The sequence below is a fragment of the Brevibacterium sp. MGP-B1 genome, assembly GCF_057766545.1.
On record NZ_CM173407.1, the window covers coordinates 3,262,485 to 3,288,076 of the forward strand.

Here is a 25,592-nt window from a genome sequence, read left to right on the forward strand (position 1 = left end):
CGCACAAGCACGGGCGACTGATGCCGGCAGCGATGTTTCAGATCCGCCACCGCGGACCTCAACCGGTCAGTCGCCGTCCCACAGGCCACGCCTTCAGTCCGGTTTCCGGAACACCGACGGCAGCTTCTTCTTCACCCGCTGCCCGGTGTCCCGGTACGACCATTGCCGCATCGGCTGCGGCACACGCCACTGCAGCTTCCAGGCGAGCATGCGGAAGCCGAAGGCGGCAGCCGCGATGATGAGTGAGGCGATGGCACCCAACAGTCCGGTCACCTCGGCGATGATCGTCAGCCCCGAACCGAACAGGGCGGGGATGAGGTAGAGGTCGGTGCCGCGGAAGATCGCCGGATCCTCACTGGCCACGGCATCGCGCATGAGCCCACCGCCGCACGCGGTCAGCGCACCCATGAGCAGCGCCGCCGGATAGTTCGTCCCGGCGGCGAGCGCGATCGTCGTGCCGGTGACGCTGAACAGGCCGAGGCCCATCGCGTCAAAGGCGACGATCCAGATCCGTGCCCGGGAGATGTGGGAGCCGATGATGTAGATGAGCAGGGTCGCGATCACCGGCGGGGCGAGGTAGATCGGTTGGCCGATGGCGTTGGGCACCCGGTCGAGGAGCACATCGCGGATCATGCCGCCGCCGATGCCCGTCATCGTGCCCAGCACCAACCCGCCGGTGATGTCGAAATTGCGTCGCGCGGCCAGCAGCACTCCGGAGACTGCGAAGACGAAGGTGCCGGTGAGGTCGAGGGCGAGGAACAGGATCTCCTGCAGGTTCATCTCCACCTCGGCCCCTCTCGTCGCTCCGTGCCCGGCCCGGTGCCGAGCGTCCTACCAGCCACTGTAATCCGCTTCGGCATCCAGTGAGCCATTGTCTGGTGTTCCGTTCCCCATCGCCGAGGCGGCCGCTAGGCTGAGGAGATGACGCAGCCGACGCTCATCCTCGTCCACGGCGCTTTCGCCACTTCCTTCTCTTTCGCCCCGCTGCAGGCCGAACTCGCCTTCCACGGAGTGCGCTCGGCTGCGGTCGACCTGCCGGGTCACGGTTTCGCCGCCACCTTCCCGCTCGGATATCAGGCACCTCAGGATCTCGCCCGGTTCACCTCGGAACCGGGATCGATCAGGGGTGTGACCGTCGACGACAATGTCCGGGCTCTCGCCGAGGCGGCCGCCCGTGCCAAGGAGCACGGACCGGTGGTCATCGTCGCCCACAGCCGCGGTGGGGCCACATTGACCGCCTTGGCGAATGCGCATCCGGAGCTCATCGACCACATGGTCTATGTCTCCGCATGGGCACCGGTAGACCTCCCGGCCGCCGAATACAATGCCGAACCCGAAATGAAGACCGTCGACAATGCGGCTCTCGCTCGGGCCCTGGCCGGTGATCCCGGGCAGTTGGGGCTGCTGCGCTGCAATTTCCGCCAGGCCGACCTGGAGGTCCTCGACGGCCTGAAAGCACTCTTCTGCGCCGACGTCAGCGATGACGAATTCCGCATCTTCCTGAACTCACTGCAGCCGGATGAGAACCTCGACGCGGGAGGCCCCGAACACCGGGCGCAGGCGGGCACGTGGGGGACGATCCCGCGCACGTTCGTCCGCCTCGGCGAGGATCGGAGCGTGCCGACCGCGATGCAGGATCGCCTCATCCGCGAAGGTGATGCGCTCACCCCGGACAATCCCTACCGGGTGCGCACGCTGGCGTCGTCCCACGTGGGATGGCTGATCCGCCCCGCCGAGGCGGCCGTGCAGTTGGCGCAGATCGCCGCCGACGTTGCCGCGGAGTCCGACAGGTAAAGCGCAGGTGCCGACGGAAGAGGCCCCGACCCTGACAGTCGGGGCCTCCCCTTTTCCGCTCAGCCGAGTTCAGCTGAGCTGGAAGTTGTCCGGGTTCTTGTACGGTTCGATCTCGACGACCGGGGTGCCCTTGCCCATGAGCAGTTTGGAGATGGGGCAGCGAGCGTGGGCGCGGGCAGCGTACTTCTCGGCGTCGGTGTCCGAGACCCCTTCGATGGAGATGAACGCCTTCGGGGCGAAGTAGAAGCCATTGCCGGAGGGTTCATTGTGCAGCTCGACCTCGACGCGCACGCGTGAGAGCGCCTCGATCTCATTGACCGCGAGGACGACCTTGAGCGTTTCGCCGAGGCAGGTCGACCAGGCCATGGCGAGGAACTGTTCCGGGTTGTTGCCCTCTTCGACCCGTGAGGTCGGGGCGGTGGACAGGGTCTGGCCGTCTTCGACGCGCACCTCGCCAGAGGTGCCGCCGAGGTTCTCGACCTTCGCGGTGTAGATCGGCGCACTCGGGCTCTTCGGCTCATCCGCGTCTCCGGTCGGAGCCTGCGGCTGGGCGTATCCGGGTTTCTCAGTCATTGCACCATGCTACGACAGGCACGCAACAAGGTCACTGGCGTTTCAGTGAATGGTCAGTAACAAAACCCGCAGACCCATCTGCCGTCCAGGCGGCTCCGAATGATCACTATGAATCGGAAAACCCGTGCAACCCACCGTTTCCGCGGCGTCGTGGCAGGCATCGTCGCCACAGTCATGATGTTCGGTCTCGCAGACCTCATCGCGCGTGCCTTCACCCCGAGCGCCGCACCCCTGCTCACCCTCGGTCAGGCGATCATCCCACTGGCTCCCCCGGCTACGATCAAACCCGTCATCGCCCTGTTCGGCGACAACGACAAACTCGTCCTCGTCCTCTCCACCGGCCTCGGTGCGATCGTCCTCGCCGGTCTCATCGGAGCCCTGGCCGTCTCCCGCCGGCGTCTGGCCACGACGCTGCTGGTCGTCGCCGGGCTCGTCCCAGTCATTGTCATCATCATCCGCCCCGAGGCGGGTGCCATCGACGTCATTCCCACGCTCATCGGCATCGCCGTGGGCATCACGGTCTTCCTGCTTCTGCTGCGCTTCGGGGTACCGACTTCCCCCGCCGAGGCGACCGACAGTTCCGATGTCGCGCGCAGTACCGCGCGCAGTTCGCGAACCTCAGACCCGCTCAGCCGCCGCCGTTTCTTCGGCCTCGCCGGTGCCGTCGGTGCCATCGGGGCTGTCACCATCGCCGCTGGTCAGACCGTTGTCTCGCTGACACAGGACGCCGGAGCTGCGATCGCCAAACTGGTTCTGCCCACCCCTGCGAAGAAGGCGGCCGCGATCCCCGACGTCGCGAGCACCGACGTCAAGGGGACTGTCCCCTTCGTCACCGAGGCGAAGGACTTCTACCGCATCGACACGGTGCTCTCACCACCGGTCATCGATCCGGAACAGTGGTCCCTGCGCATCCACGGCATGGTCGAAGAGGAGGTGACCCTGACGATGGACGACGTCCTCGGCCTGCCGCTGGAAGAACACCACATCACTCTCACCTGCGTGTCCAATCCCGTCGGCGGGGACCTCGTCGGCAATGCGACCTGGCTCGGCTATCCCGTGCGCGACCTGCTCGCCCGAGCCCGCCCGAGTTCGCAAGCCGATATGGTTCTCTCCCACTCGTTCGACGGATTCACCGCCTCGACCCCGATCGGTGCACTGACCGATGACCGCGCTGCCCTACTGGCGGTGGGAATGAACGGGGAACCGCTCACCCCGATCCACGGCTCCCCCGCCCGTCTCGTCGTGCCCGGACTCTACGGTTTCGTCTCCGCGACGAAATGGGTGACCGAACTCGAAGTCACCCGCTTCGATGAGAAGACCGCCTACTGGACCGACCGCGGGTGGGATGCCAAGGCCCCCATCCTCGTCGCTTCCCGCATCGAGGTGCCGAGGCCCTTGGCCAAGGTCCCTGCCGGGGACATCCAGGTCGGCGGCACCGCCTGGGCGCAGCGTTCAGGGATCGACCGCGTCGAGGTCAAGCTCGACGACGGCGAATGGACGAAGACGGATCTGGCCGAGGAGGTCACGATCGACACCTGGCGACAGTGGCGGGCCGAATTCGCCGAGGTGGCCGCGGGCTCACATACCCTCACCGTGCGTGCCACGGACAAGGACGGGACCGTGCAGACGTCGAAACGTCGGGATTCGATCCCGAACTCGGCCACCGGGCACCACCACATCCAATTCCGCGTCGAATGAGCCCGTAGCCGCCTCGGCGAAGAGATTCTCAAGATTTCTTCCCCATCCACCCATCCGAACCGGGCACCGCACCGAATACCCAGTACACAGCGAGCAATGGAGATCACTTCACAGCTGTGCGCGAATACGCATCACTGTTGATTAGGAGAAGAACAATGAAGACACTGCTTCGCACACGCACCGCCACCATCCTCTCGGCCGGCGCTATCGGCCTCCTGGCACTGAGCGGCTGCGGAATGGATTCCGGTTCCGGCGGGGAGGAGTCCGGTTCGGAATCGGGCAGCTCCGAATCTCAGCCCGCTGACTCGGGCGAGTCCGAGATGCCCGACGAGTCCGGCGACTCCTCCATGGCCGATTCCGACCTCGTCGGCAAGGGCTGCTCGGCCTACGCCGAGGCGAACCCGGACGGGGCCGGATCCGTCGAGGGCATGGGCCAGGACCCGGTGGCCACTGCCGCCTCGAACAACCCGATGCTCACGACCCTGACCAAGGCTGTCTCGGGCAAGCTCAACCCCGATGTCGACCTCGTCGACACCCTCAACGGCGACGAGTTCACGGTCATCGCCCCGGTCGACGACGCCTTCGCCGATGTGCCGAAGGACGACCTCGACGCCCTGGCCAAGGACTCGGACCAGCTGACGAAGGTGCTGACCTACCACGTCATCCCCGGACAGCTCTCCCCCGATGAGATCGCCGGTGAACACGAGACCGTCGAAGGTTCGAAGGTGAAGATCTCCGGTGAGGGCGAGGACATGAAGTTCGACGACGCCGGACTGGTCTGCGGCGGAGTCAAGACCGCCAACGCCACGGTCTACATGGTCGACGCCGTGATGATGCCGGAGAAGTGACCGGAAAGTCCACAGCGAGAGAACACCACGATGCAGTGGCCGGGAACCGATCAGCAGCAACAGGATCGGCTCCCGGCCGCCTTCGGTTCCTCGCCGGTTCGTGCGGCTTCAGGCGAACGTCGACTGACCGCCTCTGCAGCACACGCTCCGACCACTGCGCCCACCCCGCTCGACTCGCTCACCTGGGAAAGGTGTGATCGGTTTCTGCATGCATGGCATGATTGGGCAATGAGTTCTGATCACCAGCCGGCGGATTCCGCCGATCCCGGCGGTGCCCTGCTGATCCGCATCGCCGAGGGTGACCGGTCCGCATTCGAAGAACTGTTCACCACTCACTCCCGCATCCTCATGGCCGTCATCCTGCGAATCGTCAAGAGCCGAACACTGGCCGAGGAAGTCCTCCAGGACTGCTTTACCGAGGTGTGGACCCGGTGTTCGGGCTTCGACCCGGGGCGCGGCAGCGGACGGGCATGGCTGATCACCCTGTGCCGCAGGCGAGCCATCGACTGTGTGCGCAGCGTCCAGGCTCAACAGGACAGAGACTATGCGGACGGGCTCCGCACCACCGCCGAAGCAGGCGACCAGGTGGAGCAGACCGTCATCGCCCGTGCAGAGTCGGACCGGACCGTCTCGGCTCTGCGGATCCTCCCGGATGAGCAGGCCGAACCGATCGTCATGGCCTTCTACCAAGGCATGACCCACACCCAGATCTCTGAGAATCTCCAGGTGCCCCTGGGTACCATCAAGTCACGGATCAGGGACGGAATGAAGAAGCTGCGAGAAGAGTTGGAGGCAAGCCGATGAGCGCAGATCGTGACTATCTGGCTGCCGGGCTGGCCCTCGGCGGGCTCAGCGACTCAGAACTCACCGAGGCTCAGGCGCTGGCCGATGCCGACGCCGACTTCCGCGCCGAAGTCGCCGCCTATGCCGACGTGATGGCCGACGCGGCCGAATCCGATGAACCGGTCGAGGTCAGCTCGGCGACTCAAGAGGCGATTCTGTCGATCCCCGAGAGCCATGCACAGGAACCGGCTCCGGCAACGTCATCGGCCGCCGAGGCGGAAGGCTCATCGGTCGCGCCTGCCGCCACCGATGCACCGCCTGCACCGACATCGCTCACCGAACATCGGGAGACACGCCGATCCGTTAACCGCGATGGGGGCCGAGGTGAGCCGCAATCCGGCCGCAGTTCCTGGCTGCCCTGGGCGGCAGCTGCGGCGGCGATCGTCGTCGCCGCAGGACTCGGCGCCACCGTCTGGCAGCAGAATCAGCGACAGAATTCCTTGGAAGAGGACTTGGCCGCGACTCAGCAGCAGCTCGATGACTCCGCTCGTCTCATGGAGGCCAGTGACCTGAAGACGAGCACCGCAGACATGCCGGAGGGCGGGTCCGTCACCGTGCTCTCCTCCGAGAGCGAGCAGCTCATCCGCGTCGCTCCCCGTGATGTGGTGTCGACGACGTCGGCCACGTCGATGCAGATGTGGGTCATCGGTGCCGACGGTCCGGAAAGCGCCGGTCTGATGTCGGACGATCCGGTGACCATTGCGGGCGAGACGTTCGCCTCGGGCAGCGTCTTCGGCATCACCGTCGAGCCCGAGGGAGGCTCGAAGCAGCCGACCACGGATCCGATTGTCGCCATCGACCTCTGAGAGCTGTAGGGAGTAGGCTTCCAGGCATCGGCGGCGAAGGAGCTGTGATGTCCGATTTCGAGTGGGATCCGGAGACCTACCTGGCGCTCATGGCCGAAGAGATCCCCGACTACCCGCGTCTGCAGACGGAAGTGGCGGCTGCGGCAGCAACAGGAGCACCGACGTCGATCCTCGACCTGGGCATCGGCAGCGGGCTGACCGCACAGCGCGTTCTCGAAGCCCTGCCGGAGGCGAAACTGCTGGGCGTCGACGCGAGTTCCGAGATGCTCGCGGCCGCCGAGGCGACCCTTGACCCGGATCGCGCCCAGTTGCAGTCGGGTCGCCTGGAAGAACCTCTGCCTGACGGGCCGTTCGATCTGGTCATGTCCATGCTCGCCGTCCATCACCTCGCCGGCTCCGGCAAGGCCGACCTCTTCGTCCGCATCGCGTCGTTGCTCGAGCCCGGCGGGCGGTTCGTCCTCGGTGATCTCGTCGTACCCGCCGACCCGGCGAACGTCGTCACGCCGATCGACTGGATCGACGATACCCCCAGTTCACTCGATGAGCAGCTGACCTGGCTCGCCGAGGCAGGACTGACCACCCACGTGCACTGGCAGCACCGGGATCTGGCCGTCGTCGTCGCTCAGAAGGACTGATTAGGCTTCGCCGGGGCCGGAATCCGATTCAATTGATTCAGCGATCGCTCTCGGGCACCTCGCCGAACCCGGCGATGAGGACGTCGAGTGCGAAATCGAAGCGAGCAGTCGGGGAACGGCGCGCAGCCTTACCTGCTGCCTCGACGAGACGTGGGAAGTCCGCCTCGGAGATTCCCTCGAGATGAGCCGCTTGGCGCAGCTCGCCGCTCATGCCTCCGCCCCGTTCGCCGCCTTCGGCTCGCACCGCGCCTCTGCGGGCGGCCTTTCCAACCTCGGCATTGAGCGCGGCATGCATGAGAACGAACTCATGGATGGTGTAGATCATGTCGAGCCCGCGGCGAGCTGAGAACCCGGCGGCGCAGAGGAAGTCGACGAGTGCCTCCAACAGAGCAAGGTTTCCGGTGGTCACCGCCGGGCGGGTCATGACGAGATCGACGAGGTTCGGATGCTCGGACAGAGTGTTCAGCTGCGACCGGGCGTACCCCCTCAGAACGTCGTCCCACGGTGATCCGGCGATTTCGACTGGCGGCACGGAAGTCGATATCTGCTCGACGACGGCGTCAAGCAGCGCACCCTTGTTCGGGAAATGGTGGTAGAGCGCCATCGCCTCGACCTTGAGTTCGGCGCCGATCCTGCGCATCGACACAGAGGCCAGACCTTCTTCGTCGGCGATGGCAATCGCGGTCCTCACGATCGATTCCGGCTTCAGACCAGCATGCTGGCCCCGCGTACGCGCCGCGCCGGACTCGCTCCGCCTGCCGCTCGAAGTCGCACCTGCTGCGCGATCACTTCGCTTCACCATGGCCGCCTCCCTCACGAACTCTCGGGTTTTCCTCCATTGACCTGCTCTACAGCGTAAAACTAGCATGAGAACCACGTTTTACGCTGTATAACACAAGAGAAAGGGCTCCATCATGAATAGGCAGTATTCTCGTTCGACCTACGTCGCCCTCTGGGTCGGACTCGTCCTCACAGTCCTGGCCATCGTCAGCGCACAGCTGGGCAGGCCGCTCATCGGCGAACACATCCGCAGCGGCTACCCATCGATGTCCCAGGATGAGATCTCCTCAGGCGTGAACTTCTACGCCGCGTCCTTGACGGTCGTCGGTGTGCTCGGCGTCCTCGGCTGGGTCGCAACGATCTGGCGAGCGCATCGGGGCAGCCGCTGGATCCGGTGGGCGGCCGTGGTGCTCGCTCTCACCGGCACTGCAGTTGCGATGTTCGCTCTCCTCGTCCGTGACACTTCGGGAGACACCGGACTGCCGCCGCTCATCGGCACGATCGGGCTCCTCCCCTGTGCGGCAGGGCTTGTCGCGGTCGTCCTCATGTTCACCCAGGCAGCCACCTCGGCGAACAACGATCCACGACCCCTGCACCGTTCACCACGCGCACGAACAGCCTGAAAGGACGACCCATGACATGCCCTATCAGCTCCAAGCTTCACACCCAACGCGACCTGGCCGAGGCGGTGCGCGAGGTCCACCGGGCAGGCATGCCCGGCATCATCGCCGAGGTGGTCGACCATGGAGAGACCATGCGTGAATGCGCAGGTTTCGCCGATACCGGGACGGAGGTACCGATGACCCCCGATCTCCACCACCGGGTCGGCAGCATCGCAAAGACCTTCACGACGGTGGCCCTGCTCCGGCTCGCAGAAGCGGGAACCGTCGACCTCGATGCTCCGATCGGCCGGCACCTTCCCGTACTTGTGCCAGGTGTTAGCGGGGAGGCGATCACCGTGCGGATGCTCGCGAATCATACGAGCGGACTCAACGAGTACCTGCCTGTCATCTACGACTCGCTGCGAGCATTTCCGAACCTTGCGCAGACGAGCCCGCGCAGCCTCATCGAGCTTCAGTTCACCCGCTTCGACCGACGAGAACTCATCGGCATCGGAGTCGGAGCCCCACCGGCAGGCGAGCCCGGCAGTCTGCCCGGCAGGTATTCGAACACGAACTATCTGCTCCTTGCCGAACTCATCGAGTCCGTCACCGGCACCGCTGCCGAAGAGCACATCCGCACCGAAGTCATCGAACCCGCCGGTCTCGACGAGACATACTTCCCCGACGGATCCGTGCTCGCGGCTCCGCACACAAGTCTGTACGAATCATGGTTCGGCATGGCCGATCCACCGGTCGACCTCACCGACTTCGACATGTCGTGGGTGGGGCCCGCCGCTTCATTGGTGTCGACCGCAGCCGATCTCAATCGCTTTTTCGGCCTCCTCATCGACGGTCGACTGCTTCGACCGGAATCGCTCGAACAGATGCAGAGCACAGTTCCGGTGATCTCGTTCGAGGGCACGACGATCGAATACGGGCTCGGCCTGCACCGACGCGAGACCGTCGACGGAACAGTCTGGTGGGGACATGACGGTTCTGTGTGGGGAGGCGGAGCGCTCACATTCACCCGTTCGGACGCAGACAGGCAGGTGACTGTGTTCACCAATCGTCAGCGCTGGAACTCTCTCGATGAGTCCGGGCGCCCGCAGCCGCATCCGATCGACGCGGCACTGGCCAGTGTCGTCACGACGGGGATGGGCTGATCCGGCTTCGGGCAGCTATCCGATCCCGCCCGATCACTTCCTCCACCGATTGTCGGAGCCACGGCGTCTGATTTCCCCACTGCGGCGGATACCGGCAGGGCACGGCACTGTCTAAGCTGGAAGGATGACGGAGGACAGGACGAGAGAACCACGGACCTCGGCACGCCTGTCGGCCGCGGCTCGCAAGCCGAACCGGTCCGACCTCTGGCTCGTTGCCGCCCTCACCGTCGGCTCGCTCATCTTCGCCGTCCTCTATGAGGGCAGCGGGTTCTGGGAGTTCAAAGCACCGCTGTGGGTTGTCTGCGTGCTCTCAATCGCAGTCACCGTTCCCCTGCTGTGGCGTCGTCGTTTCCCGAATTTCGTCGCATGGTCAATCACCACGCTCTACGTCACCGCGCAGATCCTGCAGATGATGGAACCTGGTGTCTCTCAGATCGTCCTCTTCACATCGGTCTACGCGATCGGCGCGTTTCGCTACAGTCAACGCGCGGCTTTCATCTCACGCTGTCTGCTGTGCCTGGCCATCCTCATCTATGTCATCGTCTCGGCGTCCCTGCAGTTCCGGGATCTCGGCGACCTGACTTTCGTCCAGTTCGCCGCGGCTACCGGGGTGACTTTCCTGATCAACACGGTCTTCTTCGGCGGCGCGTGGCTCTTCGGCAACCGCGCATGGAAGCAGCGGCGACTGCTCGAGGAACTCCGTGCGGCCAACGAAGAAGTCCGCGAGCAGGAACAGCAGCTGACTCGGCAAGCCCTCGACCTCGAACGCGTGCGCATCGCGAGGGAACTCCACGACGGAGTCGCCCACCATATCGCCGGGGTCGGCATCCACGCCGCCGCCGCACGTCGCAGCCTCGAGAGGAACCCCGACAAAGCCAAGGAATCGCTCCAGGTCATCGAATCCTCGACTCGCGAGACCGTCGACGAACTCCGAGCCCTCGTCTACACGCTGCGCGACACGGACTCGTCGACCGACGTCACCGCCGCCACGGACAACATCGCCGCGTCTGGCGACCATGCGGCTGAAAGACCGGCCGACACTGCTACGGCGGCTTCGACGAAAGGCAACCCCGGCCTCGGCGACCTTCCGGAACTCATCGAATCGGCCCGACGATTCGACCAAACCGTCGAGTACACGACGATCGGGGCCCCTCGCCCGCTCACTCCGATCACCGAGATGTCGATCTACCGCGTGATTCAGGAATCCCTGACCAACTGTTCCCGCTACGCGGGCGCCGGCGCCGAAGTGGATGTGCGGCTGCGTTACGGCAGCACCGATCTCGAGGTGGAGGTCAGCGATGCCCGGTATGCCGGAAGACCGACATCAGCAGGACCCGACAGCGTTCAGGCAGACTCCGGAGTTCGTTCCACGAGCGAAGGGCTCGGCCTCGGCATCGTCGGCATGAGAGAACGTATGAATGCTCTCGGCGGCAGCCTCGAGGCAGGGCCGAAGTCCCGCGGCGGCTGGATCGTGCGCGCCCGGATCCCCTACCCTCGCAGCACCGCAGCGCAATCGTCCCCCGATACTCCAGCGAAGGCATCCACATGATCCGAGCCCTCCTCGTCGACGACCAGTCGATGGTTCGCACCGGTTTCCGCACGATCCTCGAAAGCGAGGACGGCATTGCTGTCGTCGGCGAGGCTGAGAACGGGCAGATCGCCATCGATAAGGCGCTCGAGCTGTCACCGGATGTCATCTGCATGGATGTGCAGATGCCGGTCATGGACGGGCTCCAGGCGACGGAGGAGATCGTCCGCCGCGGCGCCGCCGGGGCCGTCCTCATGCTCACGACCTTCGACCGCGACGACTTCCTGTTCCGCGCGCTCGATGCCGGTGCCAGCGGATTTCTGCTCAAAACCGCCGAGGCTGAACAGCTCATTGACGCAGTGACCGCTTTGGCGGCAGGCGACGGTCTGCTCTCCCCCGAGGTCACCCGCCGAGTCATCGAACGGTCCGTGTCGACCCCGGAACCGGCGGCACCAAGCGCGCCTGAACTCGAGTACCTCACCGACCGTGAGCTCGAGGTACTGCGGCTGGTGGCTACCGGGGCCAGCAATTCCGAGATCGCAGGGAAGCTCTTCGTCGGTGAGGCGACTGTGAAGACACACGTGTCGAACCTGCTGTCGAAACTCGGCATCCGCGATCGCATCCACGCGGTCATCTGGGCGTATGAGAACGGGGTCATAGCCATCGGTCAGCAGGAACGAATGCGATGAGGTGGTCTGAGTCAGCCGCCTCGGCGAGGGGATCGTCCCTTTCGCCGGAGGTAGCGCATAACAATTTCGGGCAAAGAATACTCCCCCATCGACAACGGGAGTAATGTTGTTCGCGTCGAGTCCCGAAAAGCGACTCGTCCCTCCCCACGGATACCCACCCTCCCATTCACGGTCACCCCCGGCGAACAGGACTGCGGCCCGCACGGCTGCTCCGTTTCGCAGACCGGAAAGGCTGCACCTCCATGCACAGTGTGGACAGTTTCGTCCCAGTCGACCCCGCCTACGACCGCCTCGTACATCTCGCGCCCACACGCAGCAGAGAGTCGACCCAGATCCTCGATCTGCTCCGCTCCGGTCGCTCCGTCATCGTGGTCTGTCTGACCGGCGACGGCGCCCTGGATTTCGGACGGTCGCTGGCCGTTGCTCTTGGTCGTCCCGATCAGTCCCTGCTGCGGATCAGTGCCCACACCACCACCGAGGAGGTCGCGGAGTTCGTCGACGCCGGCAGGATCGCCGGGGGGCCGAGGATCATGAGCGGGGCCCACCTGCTCACGGACGACACCGCGCCGGTGATCGACCAGGCTCTCCACGTCTCTCGAGTACCGGTGGCCTACCTCGTCGATGGTGATCTTCTGCGCACGGTCCATCAGGGCGGCAACAGTGTACTCAAGCAGATCGCCATGAGCTGGAGCGCCGGTGAAGTCGATCGCATCGATCTGGCGCCGCTCACCGGCAGCGAATCCATGGCACTCGTAGCGGGTCTGTCTGCGACGACTCCACTCGATGACCTGCAGCTGCGCACTTTGGCGGCGCTGTGCGGGGGCAGGCCATTGGTGGCAGCCGACCTCGTCGCCTGGGCGGAAGAGGACCCAGATCGAGTTCCCCGCCATTACCCGCACGCCAGCTTCGATACGCCGTTCTTCGGCACCAGGGTGCTGTCGCGACTTGCTCCGCTGTATCCGCGGATGCCTGATTCCACGCTCATCGCTGCTCGCCGCCTCGGCGATCTCAGCCCCATGCCCACCCGCACGGCCAAACAGCTCTTCGGAGAAGCGGTCATCTCCCGCCTTATCGACCTGCGTCTGGCCCGAGAGTTCGAGGTCAGCGGTCAGCCGTCCGTGGCGGTCCCACCTCTGCACATCGATGCCATGGCCAACCAGCTCATCGGAGAGGCCGATTCCGCGGACGAGGAGAAATTCAATCGTCGGCTCGCGGTCCTGTGGCAGGCCGGCTATCCGGTCGGTGAAGCTGCTGAGATCGGTCTGGCTCGTGACGTCATCAGCGAGGGCCGCGAGATCGATCGCTCCGTTGCAATGATTCTGCTCAAGGCGGCGCGCACGCTCAACCGCCTCGGCGATCCGATGGAGGCGACGATCATGCTCCACATGGTCGAGGACGAGGCTCGAGACGAACCGCCGATGTTGCTCGAATGGGAGCTGCAGATGATCACAGCCCGACTGCTGAGCGGCGATCGGGTCGGAGCGATCGCCCTCATCAGAACCGGTGTCGAGCACGGGCCTCTGGGCTGCGACCGCGAAACGGTTCTGTTCGAGCTGCTCTTCACGGCGGCCGCGGCGCTCGCAGGTGAACCCGAGCTTCCTCAGTGGTGGACCGATCACCTGCGAGACGAAGTCGATCCGGTCATTCCGGGTATCGCGAACCTCGTCACCTCGTTCGCCGGGAGCGGCATGACCCGCCTCGATGACGCTCGCGCGGTCGCCGATTCTCAGTCGGCGTCACATGCTCTGCGGTTCGCCGCATATGCGGCTCTGTGCCAGTACCACCTCAAGACGGACAACGCAGAGGCACTCATCGCAGCCGCTGAGGAAGGCTACGAATACTACGTCGGACTCACCGGCGCCAACCCCAGGTCACTCACCGGTTTCACCTACACCATGGCCTGGTACTTCATGGTCGGAGCGACGGTGAATTGCCTGTTGGCCGGAATCGAACCACAGCGATCTGAACTCATCACCCGCAAACTGCTGGAAGCCGCGAGCGGAGCCTCCACCCACAGCGGCTGGCAGCTGAATGCGACGGCATCCTGGTGCATCGGCATCCAGCGCCTGCTTGATGGAGAGACCGATCTGGCCGCACGGGACTATGCGGCCGTCGCAGCCACTGTCACCCCGGCACTGCTGGCGGTGGGATGGGGATTGCGCGACACCCTCGGACGGTGGCAACGCAGCAATGCGCCGTACTATCGCCCGACGTCGGGCGATGGCTCGATTCCGGCCCAGGGCTATCGCTTCCACGATGGCTTGGCCGCCTTCCTGCTGGGTCCTGGGGCGTCGAATCCCGGCCCGATGCCTGCGTGGATGCATACCGTGTTCGCTCATGCGCGAGTCCTCGACGGCACCATCACCGCCGCCGAGGCGGTCCAGAGTCTTCCGGATGAATCCACGGACCTGAATCTGCCCGGGCCGCGTGCCGCGCGGCGTCATCTCGATGCCTCGGCCGCTGAGGACGCCGAGGCGCTCCTGGCCGCCGGTCTGGAACTGCGGTCCGTCGGCTACCGGGGTGCTGCCCGCCACGCCTTCGCCGAGTCCAGGGCTCTGTTCCTCGCTCAACGTCTCAGTTCCCGCGCACGCGTGGCCGGCGAAGCACTCGACGCGCTGCGACAGCGGGCTGCCACGCCTCCGGAAGATCCGCAGCCACGTGAGGACACCGCGATCTCCGATGCTGCGGCTCCGGCCGTCACCCTGACTGAACGGGAGCTCGAGGTATGCCGACTCGTCGCCGAGGGACTGACGAATGTGCAGATCAGTCAACGTCTGGTCCTGTCGGTGCGCACTGTCGAGTCACATGTGCTGCAGGCTCGAGCGAAGCTCGGTGCCGAACGGCGCCGCGACATCCCGAAACACTTGCTCAAGCTCCGCGACACCGGCCGGATCAATGCCGTGGGCCGCGCGAAGGCCTAACCCTCGTCGAACGGGACTGAGCGTCCGCCTCGGCGGGGGTGTCGGTCTTCGGTTTCTCGCCCTTCGGGCGGACCGGACGGCCTGACCACCAGACGTAGATTCCGGCTGCCACGAGACCCGTACCCATGATGACGATCCACCAAGGGAAGCCGGGCAAGTCGGATTCGGCGAGCCCGGATTCCTGATCTGCGGCCGGGGTCGGGTACACGCGTTCAGCGGTGACGAGGATCCTTTGGGAGTTGATGCCCAAGGGCGTGCAGGTAACGAGCGTAACGAGGTCGCGGTCGGAGATCGTGCCCAGAGATTCAGTCTCGTCCGGGTCGACGACTTGGGTGCGCACCACCTGGTAGCTGAGCACCTGTCCGAACGTCGTCAGGGTGAATCGGTCACCCTTGCCCACCTTGTCGAGGTTGGTGAACATGGTCGCGTCGGCCAGACCTCGGTGGCCGGTGATGACCGAATGGGTGCCGTCCCCGCCGACAGGCAGACTCGTGCCCTCGAGGTGGCCGAGCCCTTTGAGCAGGGTCGCGTCGTCGGTGCCGTGGTAGACGGGCAGGTCCACATCGATGGAGGGGATCCGCAGACGGGTCATCACTCCGGGTCCACCGTCGTCGAGCACATCCTCGTACGCCGGGGCGCCCTCGGCCGAGGTCCCTTTCCCCGAAGGCAGACGGTGGTTCGACTCCAGCTGCGCACCGGACTCGAGGGCATGGTTGTACTTGTGGGCGAGCGCGATCTGACGGGCGTTTTCGGCTTTGTCGCCCTCGGTCGTCGTCGCCGAGTTGCCGATGATCTTCGACTGATCGAGCTGGGAGAACCACGCTGCCGCACTCGGGTAGGTCCAGATGCCCAGTCCGGTCAGAGCGATGAGCGCGATGACGAGGGAGAGAATCGGCACGCGCCAGCGGCGCCCGTCGGGGGACGGACGCCGCATGGACGTGCCCGGCACGGCAGCCTCGGTGGACTGCCTGCCCTCAGGTGAGTGGGTCACACCTGGTTCTTGCGGCGGTTGGCTGCGACGATGCCTGCACCGCCGGCGATGAGCATGAGGCCGATTCCGGCGATCATCGCGAGCAGCTTGCCGTCGGCTCCGGTCAGCGGCAGTTCGGGGTGGCCCTGCTGGGTGTTGGCGAACTCGTACTTGACGGCTGCGGTGGTGGCGCCGGCCCTCACGGTCACCTCGTTGAGGGAGTCATCGAGGATATAACCGGTCGGAGCCTTCGTCTCCTTGACCCAGTACTTCTGGGTGGTGTCGTCGTTGTTGCCGACCCACAGGGTGATCGTTGCAGTGCCGTCAGCGGCAGTCTTGACCGAGGCCACCTTGTTCTGGCCGTCCTTGTCGGAGAAGATATCGAACTCGGCTCCGGCGAGGGTGTGTGCCTTGTCGCCGGCGACGTGCTTGATGATCTGCAGCGAGCCCCAATTCGTGCTCACGGCCGGGGTCTCGACGGACGAATCGTTGGTGTTGACGAGCGCAGTGTTCTCGATGGTGCCGTCACCCTGAGAGGTGACCTTCGTGGTAATCGTGGAAACGACCTTCTGTCCGGCCGTGAGCTTGCCGAGTCCGACCTTGGTGAAGTTGATCGTCACGGTCTGACCGTCCCTGACGATGTCGTAATCGGTGCCTTCGGTGAAACCGGCGACTTTGGCAGATACGAATTCCAGGCGCGAGTCGAGCTGGTCGACGATCGAGAACTTTTTGTAGCCGTTGTTCGCGGCAGGAACCGGCGCCGTAATCGTCCAGTCGACAGTCGAACCGATGACGGGCGCAGTCGGGTTGGAGACTTCCTTCGTCGGCTGCGTCTTGTTCACCGAGTTCTTCGGGTAGACGTTGACGTCGTAGAGCCATTTGCCGTTCGACTGTGAGAGCGGCAGCGTGACGAGGAATGGATCCGTGGTCGAGGTCGCGTTCGTCGGAGTCTTGGTCTCTTCCACGAGGTAGAGACCGAGCGGCAGACCTTCGAAGGTCGCGAGTCCGCCGTTTGCGGTGGTCTTCGCGACGCCGTTGCCCAGCGAGAATCCGCCGGCCTTGACCTCGGAGGCCTTGAGCCCGCTGATGAGGTCCCAGCCTTCAGGAGTCTTCAGGTCGATGGCCTGGCCGCCCTTGGCCGTGACCTGCTTGACCGTGAACTCGGCGCCGTCGAGTGGGGTGCCGAGGTTCGAGGTGTCGGTCTTCACCGAGCCGTCACCGCCGTCGGTGCCGTAGGCGCCGTCGTACTTGTGGACGATGATCGAGCCGGAGCGTCCGGTGTCGATGTTGCCGACGTTGCTGTCGGCCTGCGCCGTGCCCGTCATGCCGAGCACGCTCAGCGAGGCGATCGCGGCCACCGCGGTCAGACGCCGCAGAAGACCCAGTTTCTTAGTTTTCATTGTTTCCCTTTCAGTGCTTCCGGTTCCTGCGGCGCAGGCCCTTGAGAAGTGCGATGGCACCGGCGGCTGCGAGCAGAGCTGCTCCGCCGATGAGGTAGATCTGGCTTCCGGTTCCACCCGTGAGCGGCAGCGCCACCTGGGGCTTCTGCTCGTTGGTGTACGACCCGAGCGACTTGTCGAGTGCGGATCCGGAGACCGTGAACGTGTGTGGTGTGTCGTCGAGAATGTATCCGGCCGGGGCTTTCTTCTCCGTCAGCGTGTAGTCGCCCCATTTGAGGCCGGTGACCGAGAATTTCCCTGCCGTCGGGTCCTTGTCGGCTCCGGTGCATTCGCTCGCCGAGGCGGCTGCGCAGTCCTCGATCGTGAGCTCGGCTCCGTCGGGTCCGGTGAGAGTCCACACCGATCCCTTGAGAGCGGCGCCGGATTCGTCGGTCTTGCCCCAGGTCACGGCACCGGTCTTTGCAGTGTTCGTAATAGTGCAGGTGACGTCGTCGCCGGGTCTCAAATTCACCGAACTCTTATCGGAGGTGACTGTTCCGGAGCCGGAGCTCGGTTTGCAAACCCAGTCGGAGGCTTCGTAGCCCTTTAGGGTTCCGGCTTCGGAGAGCGAGTACTTGCCCGCCTTGACTTTGGCCTTCGTGACTTCGGACGATCCGGTCTTGCCTTCGATCGTCTTGTTGCCCGAGGCTGCGTCACCGGCGGCCTTGAGCGTCCAGTCGGTGTCCTTGGCAGTGCCGGCGGCGGCCTTGTTGTCGACCTTCTTCACCAGGGTCAGTGCGGTGTCGCTGACCTTGTTGAGGTAGGTGCAGTCGACGTTGTCGCCGGGCTTGATTCCGGTGAGGTCGGTGCTCTTGTCGCTCGTGAGCTTCGTCGTGGTCTTGGACCCGTCGATTCGAGTGATATCGCAGCTGCCGCTCTTGAACTCGAAGCCGTCCTGCTGGGTTTCAGAGATCGCAACAGTGGCCCGACCGGTGCTCTTCGAGAACTTCAGCCCCCATTTCGCATTGCCGTTCGCGTCGGTCTTCTGCGTGGCTGCCGTCGGAGCCGAAGTCACCGAGTCGGTGGTGGCGGTCGCTTTCGCGCCAACTGTCCAGTCCTTGCCCGGTTTCTTATTCTCACCGTTCTCGTCGACGACGTCCTTGTGGATGGAGACGTTGGCAGTCAGCGGGGCATTCGTGATCGTGCAGACGACGGCGTCACCGGTGTTCGGGATGGTGACTGAGCCTGAGCGACCTTCTCCAGAGACGCCGTTCATAGGTTTGCCGTCGGTTGTGCAGGTATAGGTGATGCCGTAGTCATCCAGCGTCGCACCCCTCGCAGCCGTTTCGGAGAAGGTGATAGCCGCGCCCCGCTTGGCAGGCAGGGGTCCGACGATCTCTTCCTGAATTCCGGTTGCCGAGCCTGTGGTCGTAGCAGATCCCAGTTCTGTGCCTCCCTGCTTAAGGGAGAGAGCGAACTGATCGTCTGCCTTCGCACGCCCGCCTTGGACGTCCTTCTGCAGCGTGATGGTCGCGGGGGACGAGCATGAAGCGAGGTCGGTGCTCGACCACGAGCCGCTGGCGAACGACTGTTTGTTCGACCAGTTGGGCATGTCGTAGGTCGTAATGGTGTCACCGGTGCCGAGATACGCTTTGCCGGCAGCGTCGAATGACACACCGTTGACGTTGGAGTTCGTCGTGAAGCCCGCGGACTTCGCCGAGGCGATGGCGCCACCGTTTGCCTTTGCCAAGTTGGCCGAGGTCACGGAGAAGACGGTCGTTGTGGTTCCAGATCCCCTGACGATGAAGAGGTTGCCGTTGGTATCGAAGGCGATGTCACCGTTGGCCGCGCCACCGGAGTCGGCGCTCGTATCGATGGTGCCCTTCAACGAGATGCTGTTGTCGGACGAATCGTAAGAGTACAGGCTGAACGTCGTACCTCCGCCGTTGAACCCGCCGAAGTAGAAGACGCCGGTGGACAGATCGACTGCACCGCCGATGAACTGGACACCGCTTTTCGACTGAGTGGCTTCGGTTGACTTCCACGAACCCAACGAGGAGTCGAACTGATAGATCTCAACAGTCTGCGCAGAATCAGTCCGTTCGTATGCATATATTGGGGAGCCGTTCTTGCCGATCCCAAGGCCATTGAACGACGTGACGTCAACATCCCGATATCGCCATCCGAGGAGCGTCCAATACCTTTCCTTTTTTGTGGCGTTGTCGGCGACATCTGTCGATCCGGCCGCCGTCACCTTTCGCAGCTGTCCATCTGATGACGCTGAATACGCGATCCCTGGCTCGCAGCTGATCGATACCGGTGCTGCCTGGACAGGTGCGGCCGGAAGCACAATGGCACCGCCGGCAGCAACCATGAGCACAGCTGTGAGTGCAGCCCACCAGGCGCGCACGCGCAGACCTAACCGGGTCATACATTCCTCATTTCGAAGTCGAGCAAGATGTTTCAGCTCGCTTCGAATCCCTGACCGCGCACGACTAAGTGCGATCAAGTTCGGGGACGGGGAGAGAGGAGCTGGTCGAACTCCTCCAAGCTATGGAATTGCAGACTCAACTACATTGCTCAGACCCCGCTCTTCAGCAATAGACAGGTAGTCCGAGGCCGCCTGAGTAGTTTCGGTTTCGACTACTCAGTAGTTTGACTTTCAATTACTGAAACAACTGTCCGACCGCCAGAACACGGACCGATGACGCGCAGAAAGCAGTCAGTCGCCGACGTTGCGGTCGATCATCTCGCGCACGATGTCCGCGTGCCCCGCGTGCCGGCTGGTCTCCAGGATCACGTGCAGGTACACCCACCGCAACGTCAGCTCCCCGCCTGGTGGTACGTAGTCGAGGCTGTGCTGGGCGGCGATCTCTCGGGAACGGTCGCACTCCGCCTGGTAGGCACCGATGACTTCATCCAGCTTCTCGTCCGGCTCCAGCCGCAAGTCGGCCTCCGGTTCCGCGTCGGTCCAGGGCGGCGTGGGCAGCTCCGCGGCAGGGATCTGCCCGATCTGCTCAGCGAACACTCCCAACTCCACCCAACGCAGGTGTTTGATCAAGCCGCCGAGGCTGGTGCCGGTCGGCACTGGGCTGCGCCGAGCATCCTCCTCCGACAGGCCGCTGACTTTGCGCACGACGGCGTCGCGCAGATAATCCAGGAACGTCTCAAGCTGCTCGCGCTCGCTGGCGGCGACTACGCTGCCGAGGATCTCACTCGGTCTCGTCATGGGCTGAATGATACTCGCGTACCGAACCACGCAACAGGGGATATTCGGAGTCTTCGCAAGCGCCGACCGGCCCTACTTGCACCCTCGATGGTGAAGAGCCGCGATCCCCCTCACGCAGGGTCCCGAATTCACCCTCAAGACTGATCCGCTCACGCCGGTCTCCGCATAGCGTTGAGACATGATCACCTTGGAGAACATCAACCGCAGCTTCGGAGACAAGCAGGTGCTGCACGACCTCAGCTTCGACATCGGCGACGGCCGGATGACCGGATTCGTCGGTTCGAACGGCTCCGGCAAGACCACAACCATGCGGATCATCCTCGGCGTCCTGGCCGCCGATTCCGGGCGCATCCTCGTCGACGGTGAACCGATCACCGCGAACCATCGCAGCGCGATCGGCTACATGCCCGAGGAACGCGGCCTCTACCCCAAGATGCCGATCATCGATCAGCTCGTCTACCTCGCCCGCTTCCACGGTCTCACCCGCCATGCGGCGAAGAAGCGCGGACTCGAACTCCTCGAACAGCTCGACCTCAAAGGCAATCCCACCGACACCCTTGAATCAGTCAGCCTCGGCAATCAGCAGAAGGTCCAGATCGCCGCGGCTCTCATCCACGACCCGCAGGCACTCGTCCTCGACGAACCGTTCTCCGGCCTCGACCCCGTAGCCGTCGAACGCACCCTGAGCGTCCTCACCGACTTTGCCTCCTCCGGCGCCCAGGTCCTCTTCTCCAGTCACCAGCTCGACCTCGTCGAACGTCTCGTCGACGACCTCGTCATCATCAATGACGGCCGCCTCGTCGCAGCTGGCACCACCGCGGAACTGCGCCGTCAGCGCAGCCTGCCCGAGTGGACGCTGCAGACGGATGCGGACCTCGGCTGGGTGCGTGGTCTGCCCGATATCGCTGTGGTCGAACTCGACGGAAATTGGGCCCGGTTCACAGCCCCGAACGCCGATACTGCCGAGGCGGTCCTGCGCAAAGCGCTCACCGTCTCGACGGTGTCATCCTTCGGTCCGCACGAAGTCGCCCTCAACCGTCTCTTCCAGGAGGTCACGCAGGCATGAGCACCACAGATACGACCGCCGCAGCCGACAGCACCCGCAAGTCTCCAGTCAGCACGAACCGAGCCGGTTTCACCACTGCCATGGGCCTGGTCATCGAACGCGAGATCATGGTGCGAATCAAGTCGAAGGCGTTCATGGTTTCGACGATCCTGAGCATCGTCCTCTTCGGCGTCCTCGTTGGGGTCTCCGGGGCGCTGCCCTCTTTGTTCTCCTCCACGGACAAGGTGGCGGTCACCTCGGCGGGGGCGAAAGCCGTCGAGGGGATCGACGATATCGAGACCGTCGAAGTCGCTGACGTCGACGAGGCAAAAGCCCTGATCACTTCCGAGGAGGTCGAATCCGCCGTCGTCGAATCGCAGGATTCGCCGACCGGGGTCTCGGTGCTGTCCCTGCGCTCGGCACCGGAATCACTCATCGGGGCACTCAGCCTCACTCCCGAGGTCGAACTCCTCGATCCCGACGCCCCCGACCCGGCGCTCACGTACTTCATCGGGCTCGGCCTCGGCCTGGTGTTCTTCATGGCGGCGATGACGTTCGGGAACACGATCGCTTCGTCCGTGGTGGAGGAGAAGCAGTCGCGGATCGTGGAGATCCTGCTCGCGTCCACCTCGGCGCGGGTGCTCATGTTCGGCAAGGTCATCGCCTGTACGATCCTCGCTTTCGCACAGATCGGACTCACCGCGATTGCGGTCCTCGCGGGTGCCGCCATCAGCGGAAACGACCTGGTACTGGGCAAGGTCGCCGAACCGATCGCCTGGTTCGTCCCGCTCTTCATCGTCGGCTTCGTCATGGTCGCCGCCCTCTATGCGGCGGCCGCCTCGATGGTCTCGCGCACCGAGGACCTGCCGTCGACGAGCACGCCGATCATGATGCTCATCTTCCTGCCCTACATGGGCGTCATCATCTTCTCGTCGAACGAAACGGTCATGGCGGTGCTGTCCTACATTCCGTTCTCCGCGGCGGTGGCAGTGCCGATGCGAGTCTTCCTCGGCACCATCGAATGGTGGGAACCGCTGGTGTCCCTGCTCATCCTCATCGTCACCACACTGCTCGCGCTGCTGCTGGCCACGCGGATCTTCGAACGCTCAATCCTCAAGTCGGGACCGAAGCTGACCTGGGGGCAGGCACTGAAGCGGTCCTGAACCGTCCGAAGAGCCGAACTCGGCGGATCTGCGTCCGACTCTGGAACCGGGGGATTTCCTCGCCTAGACTCGTCAACGGGGCAGTGCACCTTGTCCTCAGCCGAAATCGCGCCGCTGAACTCTCATCGTCAGTCAGGAGGCATCACAGTGTCGGTTCCTCCGGGCACTCCCGACGACCACCTCGCGCCCGGTTCGACGTTCGACCGTTGGAGCCCGTTTCCCGGGCAGATTCTCGGCAGTCTTACGCTGATCGTCGGTCCTCTGGCGTGGACATCGGGCTTGTTTCTGCAGTGGCTGGCAAGGCAGTCAGCGGCCCTGACTCCGACTGAGCTCGATGCACTCGATGCGGATGCGTTTGCCGCACCAATGCTGCTCGTGGTCCATGAACGAGCACCAGGACTCTCCACCGCGGGGTGGACGCTCCAGCTCATCGGCGCCCTCGTACTGATACCGGCGATGATCGCGCTCGCTCACATCGCGTCCCGCCGAGCTCCGCTGATCCCTGCGCTCGGAGCCTGTCTGATGACATTCGGACTCAGCGCGCGGATCTTCTATCTGGGGGTCGATGCCACCGCTTTCAACCTGGTCGAACGATTCGGAAGCGACGCGGCGTCCTCGTTGTTCCTCGACGGCTACGGAGAACTCGCCTATGCGTTCTGGCGAGTTCCTGTGGTCATCTCCGTCGGAACCATTCTCGGCTCTGTTCTCATCGCCGTCGCCGCCTATCGGTCTCGAACTTTCGGATTGATGCGAAGCCTGTTGATCCTTCCGGCCGGCTGGCTCGGCATGGGAATCCTCAAGGAACATGAGCCCGGAATCGGCGGTCTGTGTCTTGCTCTTGCGCTCGTCCCGTGCGGTCTGGTCCTGCTGCGCAATCGTGCTCCGCGCTCCCGTGTCCTGTTCGACGAGTGGTCGCGCGCACCGCGTCCGGTCCGGGACCTCATCAGCTGGTGAACCCGGCCCCGACCTGCAGCGAAATGGGTCATCACCCTCTCGTCCTGCCGGGGCTGACTGCACTTACAGCCAGCCGTTCTCCGCGGCGATCCGTGCGGCATCGGCACGGTTGCGGGCGTTCGTCTTCCCGATCGCCGAGGACAGTCGATTCCGCACGGTGCCGGCCGACAGATAGAGCTGAGCGGCCACCTCGTCGACGCTCGCCCCGTCCGCGGCCGCGCGCAGCACATCGGTCTCCCGCGCGGTCAGCGGTGACGCCCCGTGCATCGTCGATTCGACGACGAGTTCGGGATCGATGACCGACATCCCGGCCATGACCCGGCGGATCCCCTCGGCGAGGTGATCGACCGGAGCGTCCTTCACCATGAACCCGCTGACCCCGGAGTCCAGGGCACGTTTGACCCAACCCGGCCGCCCGTAGGTCGTAACGATGATGACTTTGACCTCGGGAAACTTGTCCTTGAGCGTGGCCGCGACCGAGAGCCCATCGGGTTCCGGCATATCGACATCGAGCAGCGCCACATCCGGCCGCATCGCGGTGATCGCCGGAACGACCTCGGAACCGCGAGCGCACTGGGCGACGACCTCGAAGTCGGATTCCATGCCGAGCAGGGCGGCGAGCGCCTCACGGACCATGGTCTGATCGTCAGCGATGAGCAGCGTCGTCACCGACCCCACCTCTCTGCGTTGAGATCGGCATCGCCCGCGTCGAGTTCGTCGCCGCCTGCGTCCCAGCGGGGACGCGCGAGGTCCGCATCCGGTCCTTCGACAATGAGTTCGAAACCAGCGTCGGTCTGCTGCGTCCGCAGGCTCCCGTCGAGTGCGCGCGCCCGACTCCGCAGTCCCTGCAGACCGGACCCGGCACCCACCTCGCCGAGGTTGAGCTCCGTGACCGGGTGCGCGGGGTCATCACGGCGACCGTTGTCGTTGCTGATGGTCAATCGATTCCTCTCGAGAACGATGGTGGCCCGTCGGGCTCGGGCATGCCGGAGGATGTTCGTGCTGCCTTCCCGCAGGCTCCAGGCGAAGAGTTCTCGCAGCCGTGGGTCGACGACATCGACCGAGGTGGGAGCCTCGACCGTGATGTCGGCGGCGCGCAGCGCACGAGTCGCCTCGACGAGCTCCTCGGCCAGGGAGATCGTCCGTGTCCCCTGCACCGTGGTCCGGACATCGGCCAGCGCACCACGGGCGAGTTCTTCGATCTCGGCGATATGCCGAGCCGCATCAGGCGAGCCGGCCGCTTCGAGTTTCGAGGCCAGTTGCGCCTTGAGCGCGATGACGGTGAGCGAATGTCCGAGCACATCATGAACGACTTGGGACACGCGCAAGCGTTCGGCCTCTCGCTCGAGTCGCCGGTTCTCCTCTTCTGCCGCCCGTGCCGCGCGGGCTCGGTCGCCGGCCATGAGCGCCATGACCATGGCGAACCCCGAGATCGAGATCCCGAAGGTGGAGGACCAATCGTGAGTCCACCCGGGGACGAGACGTTGGGCCGCCTCGGCGACGATGAGCGTTGATGCCGCAATGATGAGGCCGGGAATCACCCGACGAATCGAGACGACGGAGAGGACGGAGATATAGGCGAGGAATGCCAGCGCCTGCTCACCAATGATGGGAACGGCCACCGCAGTGATGACGACCATGCCGGCGATGGAAGCATTGACGATGATGAGCGCCTGGCGGGTGCGGCGGGCGTGGGGATCGCGCATCGTGCGGGCGAAGGTGCCGAGACCGACCCCACCGGCGATCATTCCGCCGTAGAAGATGACGGCGAATGCGACGGTGAGGCTCACGCCCCAGATCCGCTGTGCTCCGCCGAGCTGGAACGATGCGCTCAGGGGGTAGACGAGGAAGACGAGCCAGAAGAACGGGAAGAACCAACTCATGAAGTTGAGCGAACGCAGCCCGACAGGCGGGGACTCTGTCCTCGCCTCGTCGGAGGTGTCGTGCGTGGTCACCGTGGTCCTTCCTCGGT

General features: G+C 64.5%; 23 protein-coding genes. 14 read left to right on the plus strand and 9 right to left on the minus strand.

The window, feature by feature from the left end; genetic code table 11:
• Positions 1-93 precede the first annotated feature (93 nt).
• Entirely contained in the window at positions 94-780 is a 687-nt protein-coding gene (locus AC3CD9_RS14845) for a trimeric intracellular cation channel family protein (protein WP_264801869.1), read from the minus strand.
• 141 nt (positions 781-921) lie between these two features.
• Between AC3CD9_RS14845 and AC3CD9_RS14850 the strand changes: the two genes are divergently transcribed.
• Positions 922-1,794: an alpha/beta fold hydrolase gene (locus AC3CD9_RS14850; protein ID WP_488364682.1), complete on the plus strand. Its 873-nt coding sequence runs from the start codon at positions 922-924 to the stop codon at positions 1,792-1,794.
• Between the two features lie 69 nt (positions 1,795-1,863).
• Here the strand turns inward: AC3CD9_RS14850 and AC3CD9_RS14855 are convergent, their stop codons facing one another.
• Positions 1,864-2,367: an OsmC family protein gene (locus AC3CD9_RS14855; protein ID WP_052240173.1), complete on the minus strand. Its 504-nt coding sequence runs from the start codon at positions 2,365-2,367 to the stop codon at positions 1,864-1,866.
• A 108-nt stretch (positions 2,368-2,475) separates the two neighbouring features.
• Between AC3CD9_RS14855 and AC3CD9_RS14860 the strand changes: the two genes are divergently transcribed.
• The 5 genes from AC3CD9_RS14860 (at position 2,476) to AC3CD9_RS14880 (ending at position 7,197) form a co-directional block, all read left to right on the plus strand.
• On the plus strand, positions 2,476-4,065 hold the full coding sequence (locus AC3CD9_RS14860) for a molybdopterin-dependent oxidoreductase (RefSeq protein ID WP_488364683.1): 1,590 nt from the start codon (positions 2,476-2,478) through the stop codon (positions 4,063-4,065).
• 155 nt (positions 4,066-4,220) lie between these two features.
• A complete protein-coding gene (locus AC3CD9_RS14865; RefSeq protein WP_488364684.1) occupies positions 4,221-4,913 on the plus strand; it encodes a fasciclin domain-containing protein in 693 nt (230 codons plus the stop codon).
• Positions 4,914-5,141: 228 nt separating this feature from the next.
• Positions 5,142-5,717, plus strand: coding sequence for a sigma-70 family RNA polymerase sigma factor (locus AC3CD9_RS14870; protein WP_139467496.1), 576 nt, complete (start codon positions 5,142-5,144; stop codon positions 5,715-5,717).
• Positions 5,714-6,562, plus strand: a complete 849-nt coding sequence (locus AC3CD9_RS14875; protein ID WP_488364685.1) for an anti-sigma factor — start codon at positions 5,714-5,716, stop codon at positions 6,560-6,562. Before AC3CD9_RS14870 ends, AC3CD9_RS14875 begins: the two co-directional genes overlap by 4 nt.
• Positions 6,563-6,609: 47 nt before the next feature.
• On the plus strand, positions 6,610-7,197 hold the full coding sequence (locus AC3CD9_RS14880; RefSeq protein ID WP_488364686.1) for a class I SAM-dependent methyltransferase: 588 nt from the start codon (positions 6,610-6,612) through the stop codon (positions 7,195-7,197).
• A gap of 37 nt (positions 7,198-7,234) precedes the next feature.
• Here AC3CD9_RS14880 and AC3CD9_RS14885 read toward each other — a convergent pair whose 3' ends face one another.
• The gene (locus AC3CD9_RS14885) at positions 7,235-7,888 is read right to left on the minus strand and encodes a TetR/AcrR family transcriptional regulator C-terminal domain-containing protein (protein ID WP_488364687.1); all 654 of its coding nucleotides are present in this window, start codon (positions 7,886-7,888) and stop codon (positions 7,235-7,237) included.
• A 223-nt stretch (positions 7,889-8,111) separates the two neighbouring features.
• On the opposite strand from AC3CD9_RS14885, the gene AC3CD9_RS14890 reads away from it, so the two are divergent.
• The 5 genes from AC3CD9_RS14890 to AC3CD9_RS14910 all read left to right on the plus strand — a co-directional run bounded on the left by AC3CD9_RS14890 (position 8,112) and on the right by AC3CD9_RS14910 (position 14,880).
• Positions 8,112-8,600 (plus strand): hypothetical protein, encoded by a 489-nt coding sequence (locus tag AC3CD9_RS14890; RefSeq protein WP_488364688.1) that lies wholly within the window; start codon positions 8,112-8,114, stop codon positions 8,598-8,600.
• 11 nt (positions 8,601-8,611) lie between these two features.
• The gene (locus AC3CD9_RS14895) at positions 8,612-9,742 is read left to right on the plus strand and encodes a serine hydrolase domain-containing protein (protein WP_488364689.1); all 1,131 of its coding nucleotides are present in this window, start codon (positions 8,612-8,614) and stop codon (positions 9,740-9,742) included.
• Between the two features lie 124 nt (positions 9,743-9,866).
• Complete coding sequence (locus AC3CD9_RS14900) at positions 9,867-11,291, plus strand: sensor histidine kinase (protein ID WP_488364690.1); 1,425 nt, start codon at positions 9,867-9,869, stop codon at positions 11,289-11,291.
• Positions 11,288-11,959 carry a response regulator gene (locus AC3CD9_RS14905; protein ID WP_488364691.1) on the plus strand — a complete coding sequence of 224 codons (672 nt, stop codon included), beginning with the start codon at positions 11,288-11,290 and terminating at the stop codon, positions 11,957-11,959. The genes AC3CD9_RS14900 and AC3CD9_RS14905 overlap by 4 nt, the downstream gene beginning before the upstream one ends.
• Positions 11,960-12,201: 242 nt before the next feature.
• Positions 12,202-14,880: a helix-turn-helix transcriptional regulator gene (locus AC3CD9_RS14910; protein ID WP_488364693.1), complete on the plus strand. Its 2,679-nt coding sequence runs from the start codon at positions 12,202-12,204 to the stop codon at positions 14,878-14,880.
• Here AC3CD9_RS14910 and AC3CD9_RS14915 read toward each other — a convergent pair.
• The 4 genes from AC3CD9_RS14915 to AC3CD9_RS14930 all read right to left on the minus strand — a co-directional run bounded on the left by AC3CD9_RS14915 (position 14,852) and on the right by AC3CD9_RS14930 (position 20,458).
• Positions 14,852-15,871: a class C sortase gene (locus AC3CD9_RS14915; RefSeq protein ID WP_370034913.1), complete on the minus strand. Its 1,020-nt coding sequence runs from the start codon at positions 15,869-15,871 to the stop codon at positions 14,852-14,854. The two genes, AC3CD9_RS14910 and AC3CD9_RS14915, sit on opposite strands and share 29 nt — an antisense overlap.
• Positions 15,868-17,250 (minus strand): SpaH/EbpB family LPXTG-anchored major pilin, encoded by a 1,383-nt coding sequence (locus tag AC3CD9_RS14920; protein WP_488364694.1) that lies wholly within the window; start codon positions 17,248-17,250, stop codon positions 15,868-15,870. Before AC3CD9_RS14920 ends, AC3CD9_RS14915 begins: the two co-directional genes overlap by 4 nt.
• 10 nt (positions 17,251-17,260) lie before the next feature.
• Positions 17,261-19,282, minus strand: a complete 2,022-nt coding sequence (locus tag AC3CD9_RS14925) for a SpaA isopeptide-forming pilin-related protein (protein WP_488364695.1) — start codon at positions 19,280-19,282, stop codon at positions 17,261-17,263.
• Positions 19,283-19,951: 669 nt separating this feature from the next.
• Positions 19,952-20,458, minus strand: coding sequence for a DinB family protein (locus AC3CD9_RS14930; RefSeq protein WP_488364696.1), 507 nt, complete (start codon positions 20,456-20,458; stop codon positions 19,952-19,954).
• Positions 20,459-20,636: 178 nt separating this feature from the next.
• Here AC3CD9_RS14930 and AC3CD9_RS14935 point away from each other — a divergent pair, with 178 nt between their 5' ends.
• From AC3CD9_RS14935 to AC3CD9_RS14945, 3 genes are all read left to right on the plus strand, one after another.
• On the plus strand, positions 20,637-21,524 hold the full coding sequence (locus AC3CD9_RS14935; RefSeq protein ID WP_488364698.1) for an ABC transporter ATP-binding protein: 888 nt from the start codon (positions 20,637-20,639) through the stop codon (positions 21,522-21,524).
• Positions 21,521-22,666: an ABC transporter permease gene (locus AC3CD9_RS14940; RefSeq protein ID WP_488364699.1), complete on the plus strand. Its 1,146-nt coding sequence runs from the start codon at positions 21,521-21,523 to the stop codon at positions 22,664-22,666. The genes AC3CD9_RS14935 and AC3CD9_RS14940 overlap by 4 nt, the downstream gene beginning before the upstream one ends.
• Positions 22,667-22,813: 147 nt before the next feature.
• Positions 22,814-23,620: a hypothetical protein gene (locus AC3CD9_RS14945; protein WP_488364700.1), complete on the plus strand. Its 807-nt coding sequence runs from the start codon at positions 22,814-22,816 to the stop codon at positions 23,618-23,620.
• A gap of 63 nt (positions 23,621-23,683) precedes the next feature.
• Here the strand turns inward: AC3CD9_RS14945 and AC3CD9_RS14950 are convergent, their stop codons facing one another.
• Both AC3CD9_RS14950 and AC3CD9_RS14955 read right to left on the minus strand, forming a co-directional pair.
• Complete coding sequence (locus tag AC3CD9_RS14950; protein WP_488364702.1) at positions 23,684-24,289, minus strand: response regulator transcription factor; 606 nt, start codon at positions 24,287-24,289, stop codon at positions 23,684-23,686.
• The gene (locus AC3CD9_RS14955) at positions 24,286-25,575 is read right to left on the minus strand and encodes a sensor histidine kinase (RefSeq protein ID WP_488364703.1); all 1,290 of its coding nucleotides are present in this window, start codon (positions 25,573-25,575) and stop codon (positions 24,286-24,288) included. The genes AC3CD9_RS14950 and AC3CD9_RS14955 overlap by 4 nt, the downstream gene beginning before the upstream one ends.
• Positions 25,576-25,592 lie beyond the last annotated feature (17 nt).

Excerpts from the sequence above, each read along its gene's own strand:
- AC3CD9_RS14930 (WP_488364696.1), bottom strand. The coding sequence starts at position 20,458 with ATGACGAGACCGAGTGAGATCCTCGGCAGCGTAGTCGCCGCCAGCGAG.
- AC3CD9_RS14905 (WP_488364691.1), top strand. The coding sequence starts at position 11,288 with ATGATCCGAGCCCTCCTCGTCGACGACCAGTCGATGGTTCGCACCGGT.
- AC3CD9_RS14890 (WP_488364688.1), top strand. The coding sequence starts at position 8,112 with ATGAATAGGCAGTATTCTCGTTCGACCTACGTCGCCCTCTGGGTCGGA.
- AC3CD9_RS14855 (WP_052240173.1), bottom strand. The coding sequence starts at position 2,367 with ATGACTGAGAAACCCGGATACGCCCAGCCGCAGGCTCCGACCGGAGAC.
- AC3CD9_RS14880 (WP_488364686.1), top strand. The coding sequence starts at position 6,610 with ATGTCCGATTTCGAGTGGGATCCGGAGACCTACCTGGCGCTCATGGCC.
- AC3CD9_RS14935 (WP_488364698.1), top strand. The coding sequence starts at position 20,637 with ATGATCACCTTGGAGAACATCAACCGCAGCTTCGGAGACAAGCAGGTG.
- AC3CD9_RS14910 (WP_488364693.1), top strand. The coding sequence starts at position 12,202 with ATGCACAGTGTGGACAGTTTCGTCCCAGTCGACCCCGCCTACGACCGC.
- AC3CD9_RS14845 (WP_264801869.1), bottom strand. The coding sequence starts at position 780 with ATGAACCTGCAGGAGATCCTGTTCCTCGCCCTCGACCTCACCGGCACC.
- AC3CD9_RS14920 (WP_488364694.1), bottom strand. The coding sequence starts at position 17,250 with ATGAAAACTAAGAAACTGGGTCTTCTGCGGCGTCTGACCGCGGTGGCC.
- AC3CD9_RS14940 (WP_488364699.1), top strand. The coding sequence starts at position 21,521 with ATGAGCACCACAGATACGACCGCCGCAGCCGACAGCACCCGCAAGTCT.
- AC3CD9_RS14875 (WP_488364685.1), top strand. The coding sequence starts at position 5,714 with ATGAGCGCAGATCGTGACTATCTGGCTGCCGGGCTGGCCCTCGGCGGG.
- AC3CD9_RS14895 (WP_488364689.1), top strand. The coding sequence starts at position 8,612 with ATGACATGCCCTATCAGCTCCAAGCTTCACACCCAACGCGACCTGGCC.
- AC3CD9_RS14870 (WP_139467496.1), top strand. The coding sequence starts at position 5,142 with ATGAGTTCTGATCACCAGCCGGCGGATTCCGCCGATCCCGGCGGTGCC.
- AC3CD9_RS14850 (WP_488364682.1), top strand. The coding sequence starts at position 922 with ATGACGCAGCCGACGCTCATCCTCGTCCACGGCGCTTTCGCCACTTCC.
- AC3CD9_RS14900 (WP_488364690.1), top strand. The coding sequence starts at position 9,867 with ATGACGGAGGACAGGACGAGAGAACCACGGACCTCGGCACGCCTGTCG.
- AC3CD9_RS14860 (WP_488364683.1), top strand. The coding sequence starts at position 2,476 with ATGAATCGGAAAACCCGTGCAACCCACCGTTTCCGCGGCGTCGTGGCA.
- AC3CD9_RS14865 (WP_488364684.1), top strand. The coding sequence starts at position 4,221 with ATGAAGACACTGCTTCGCACACGCACCGCCACCATCCTCTCGGCCGGC.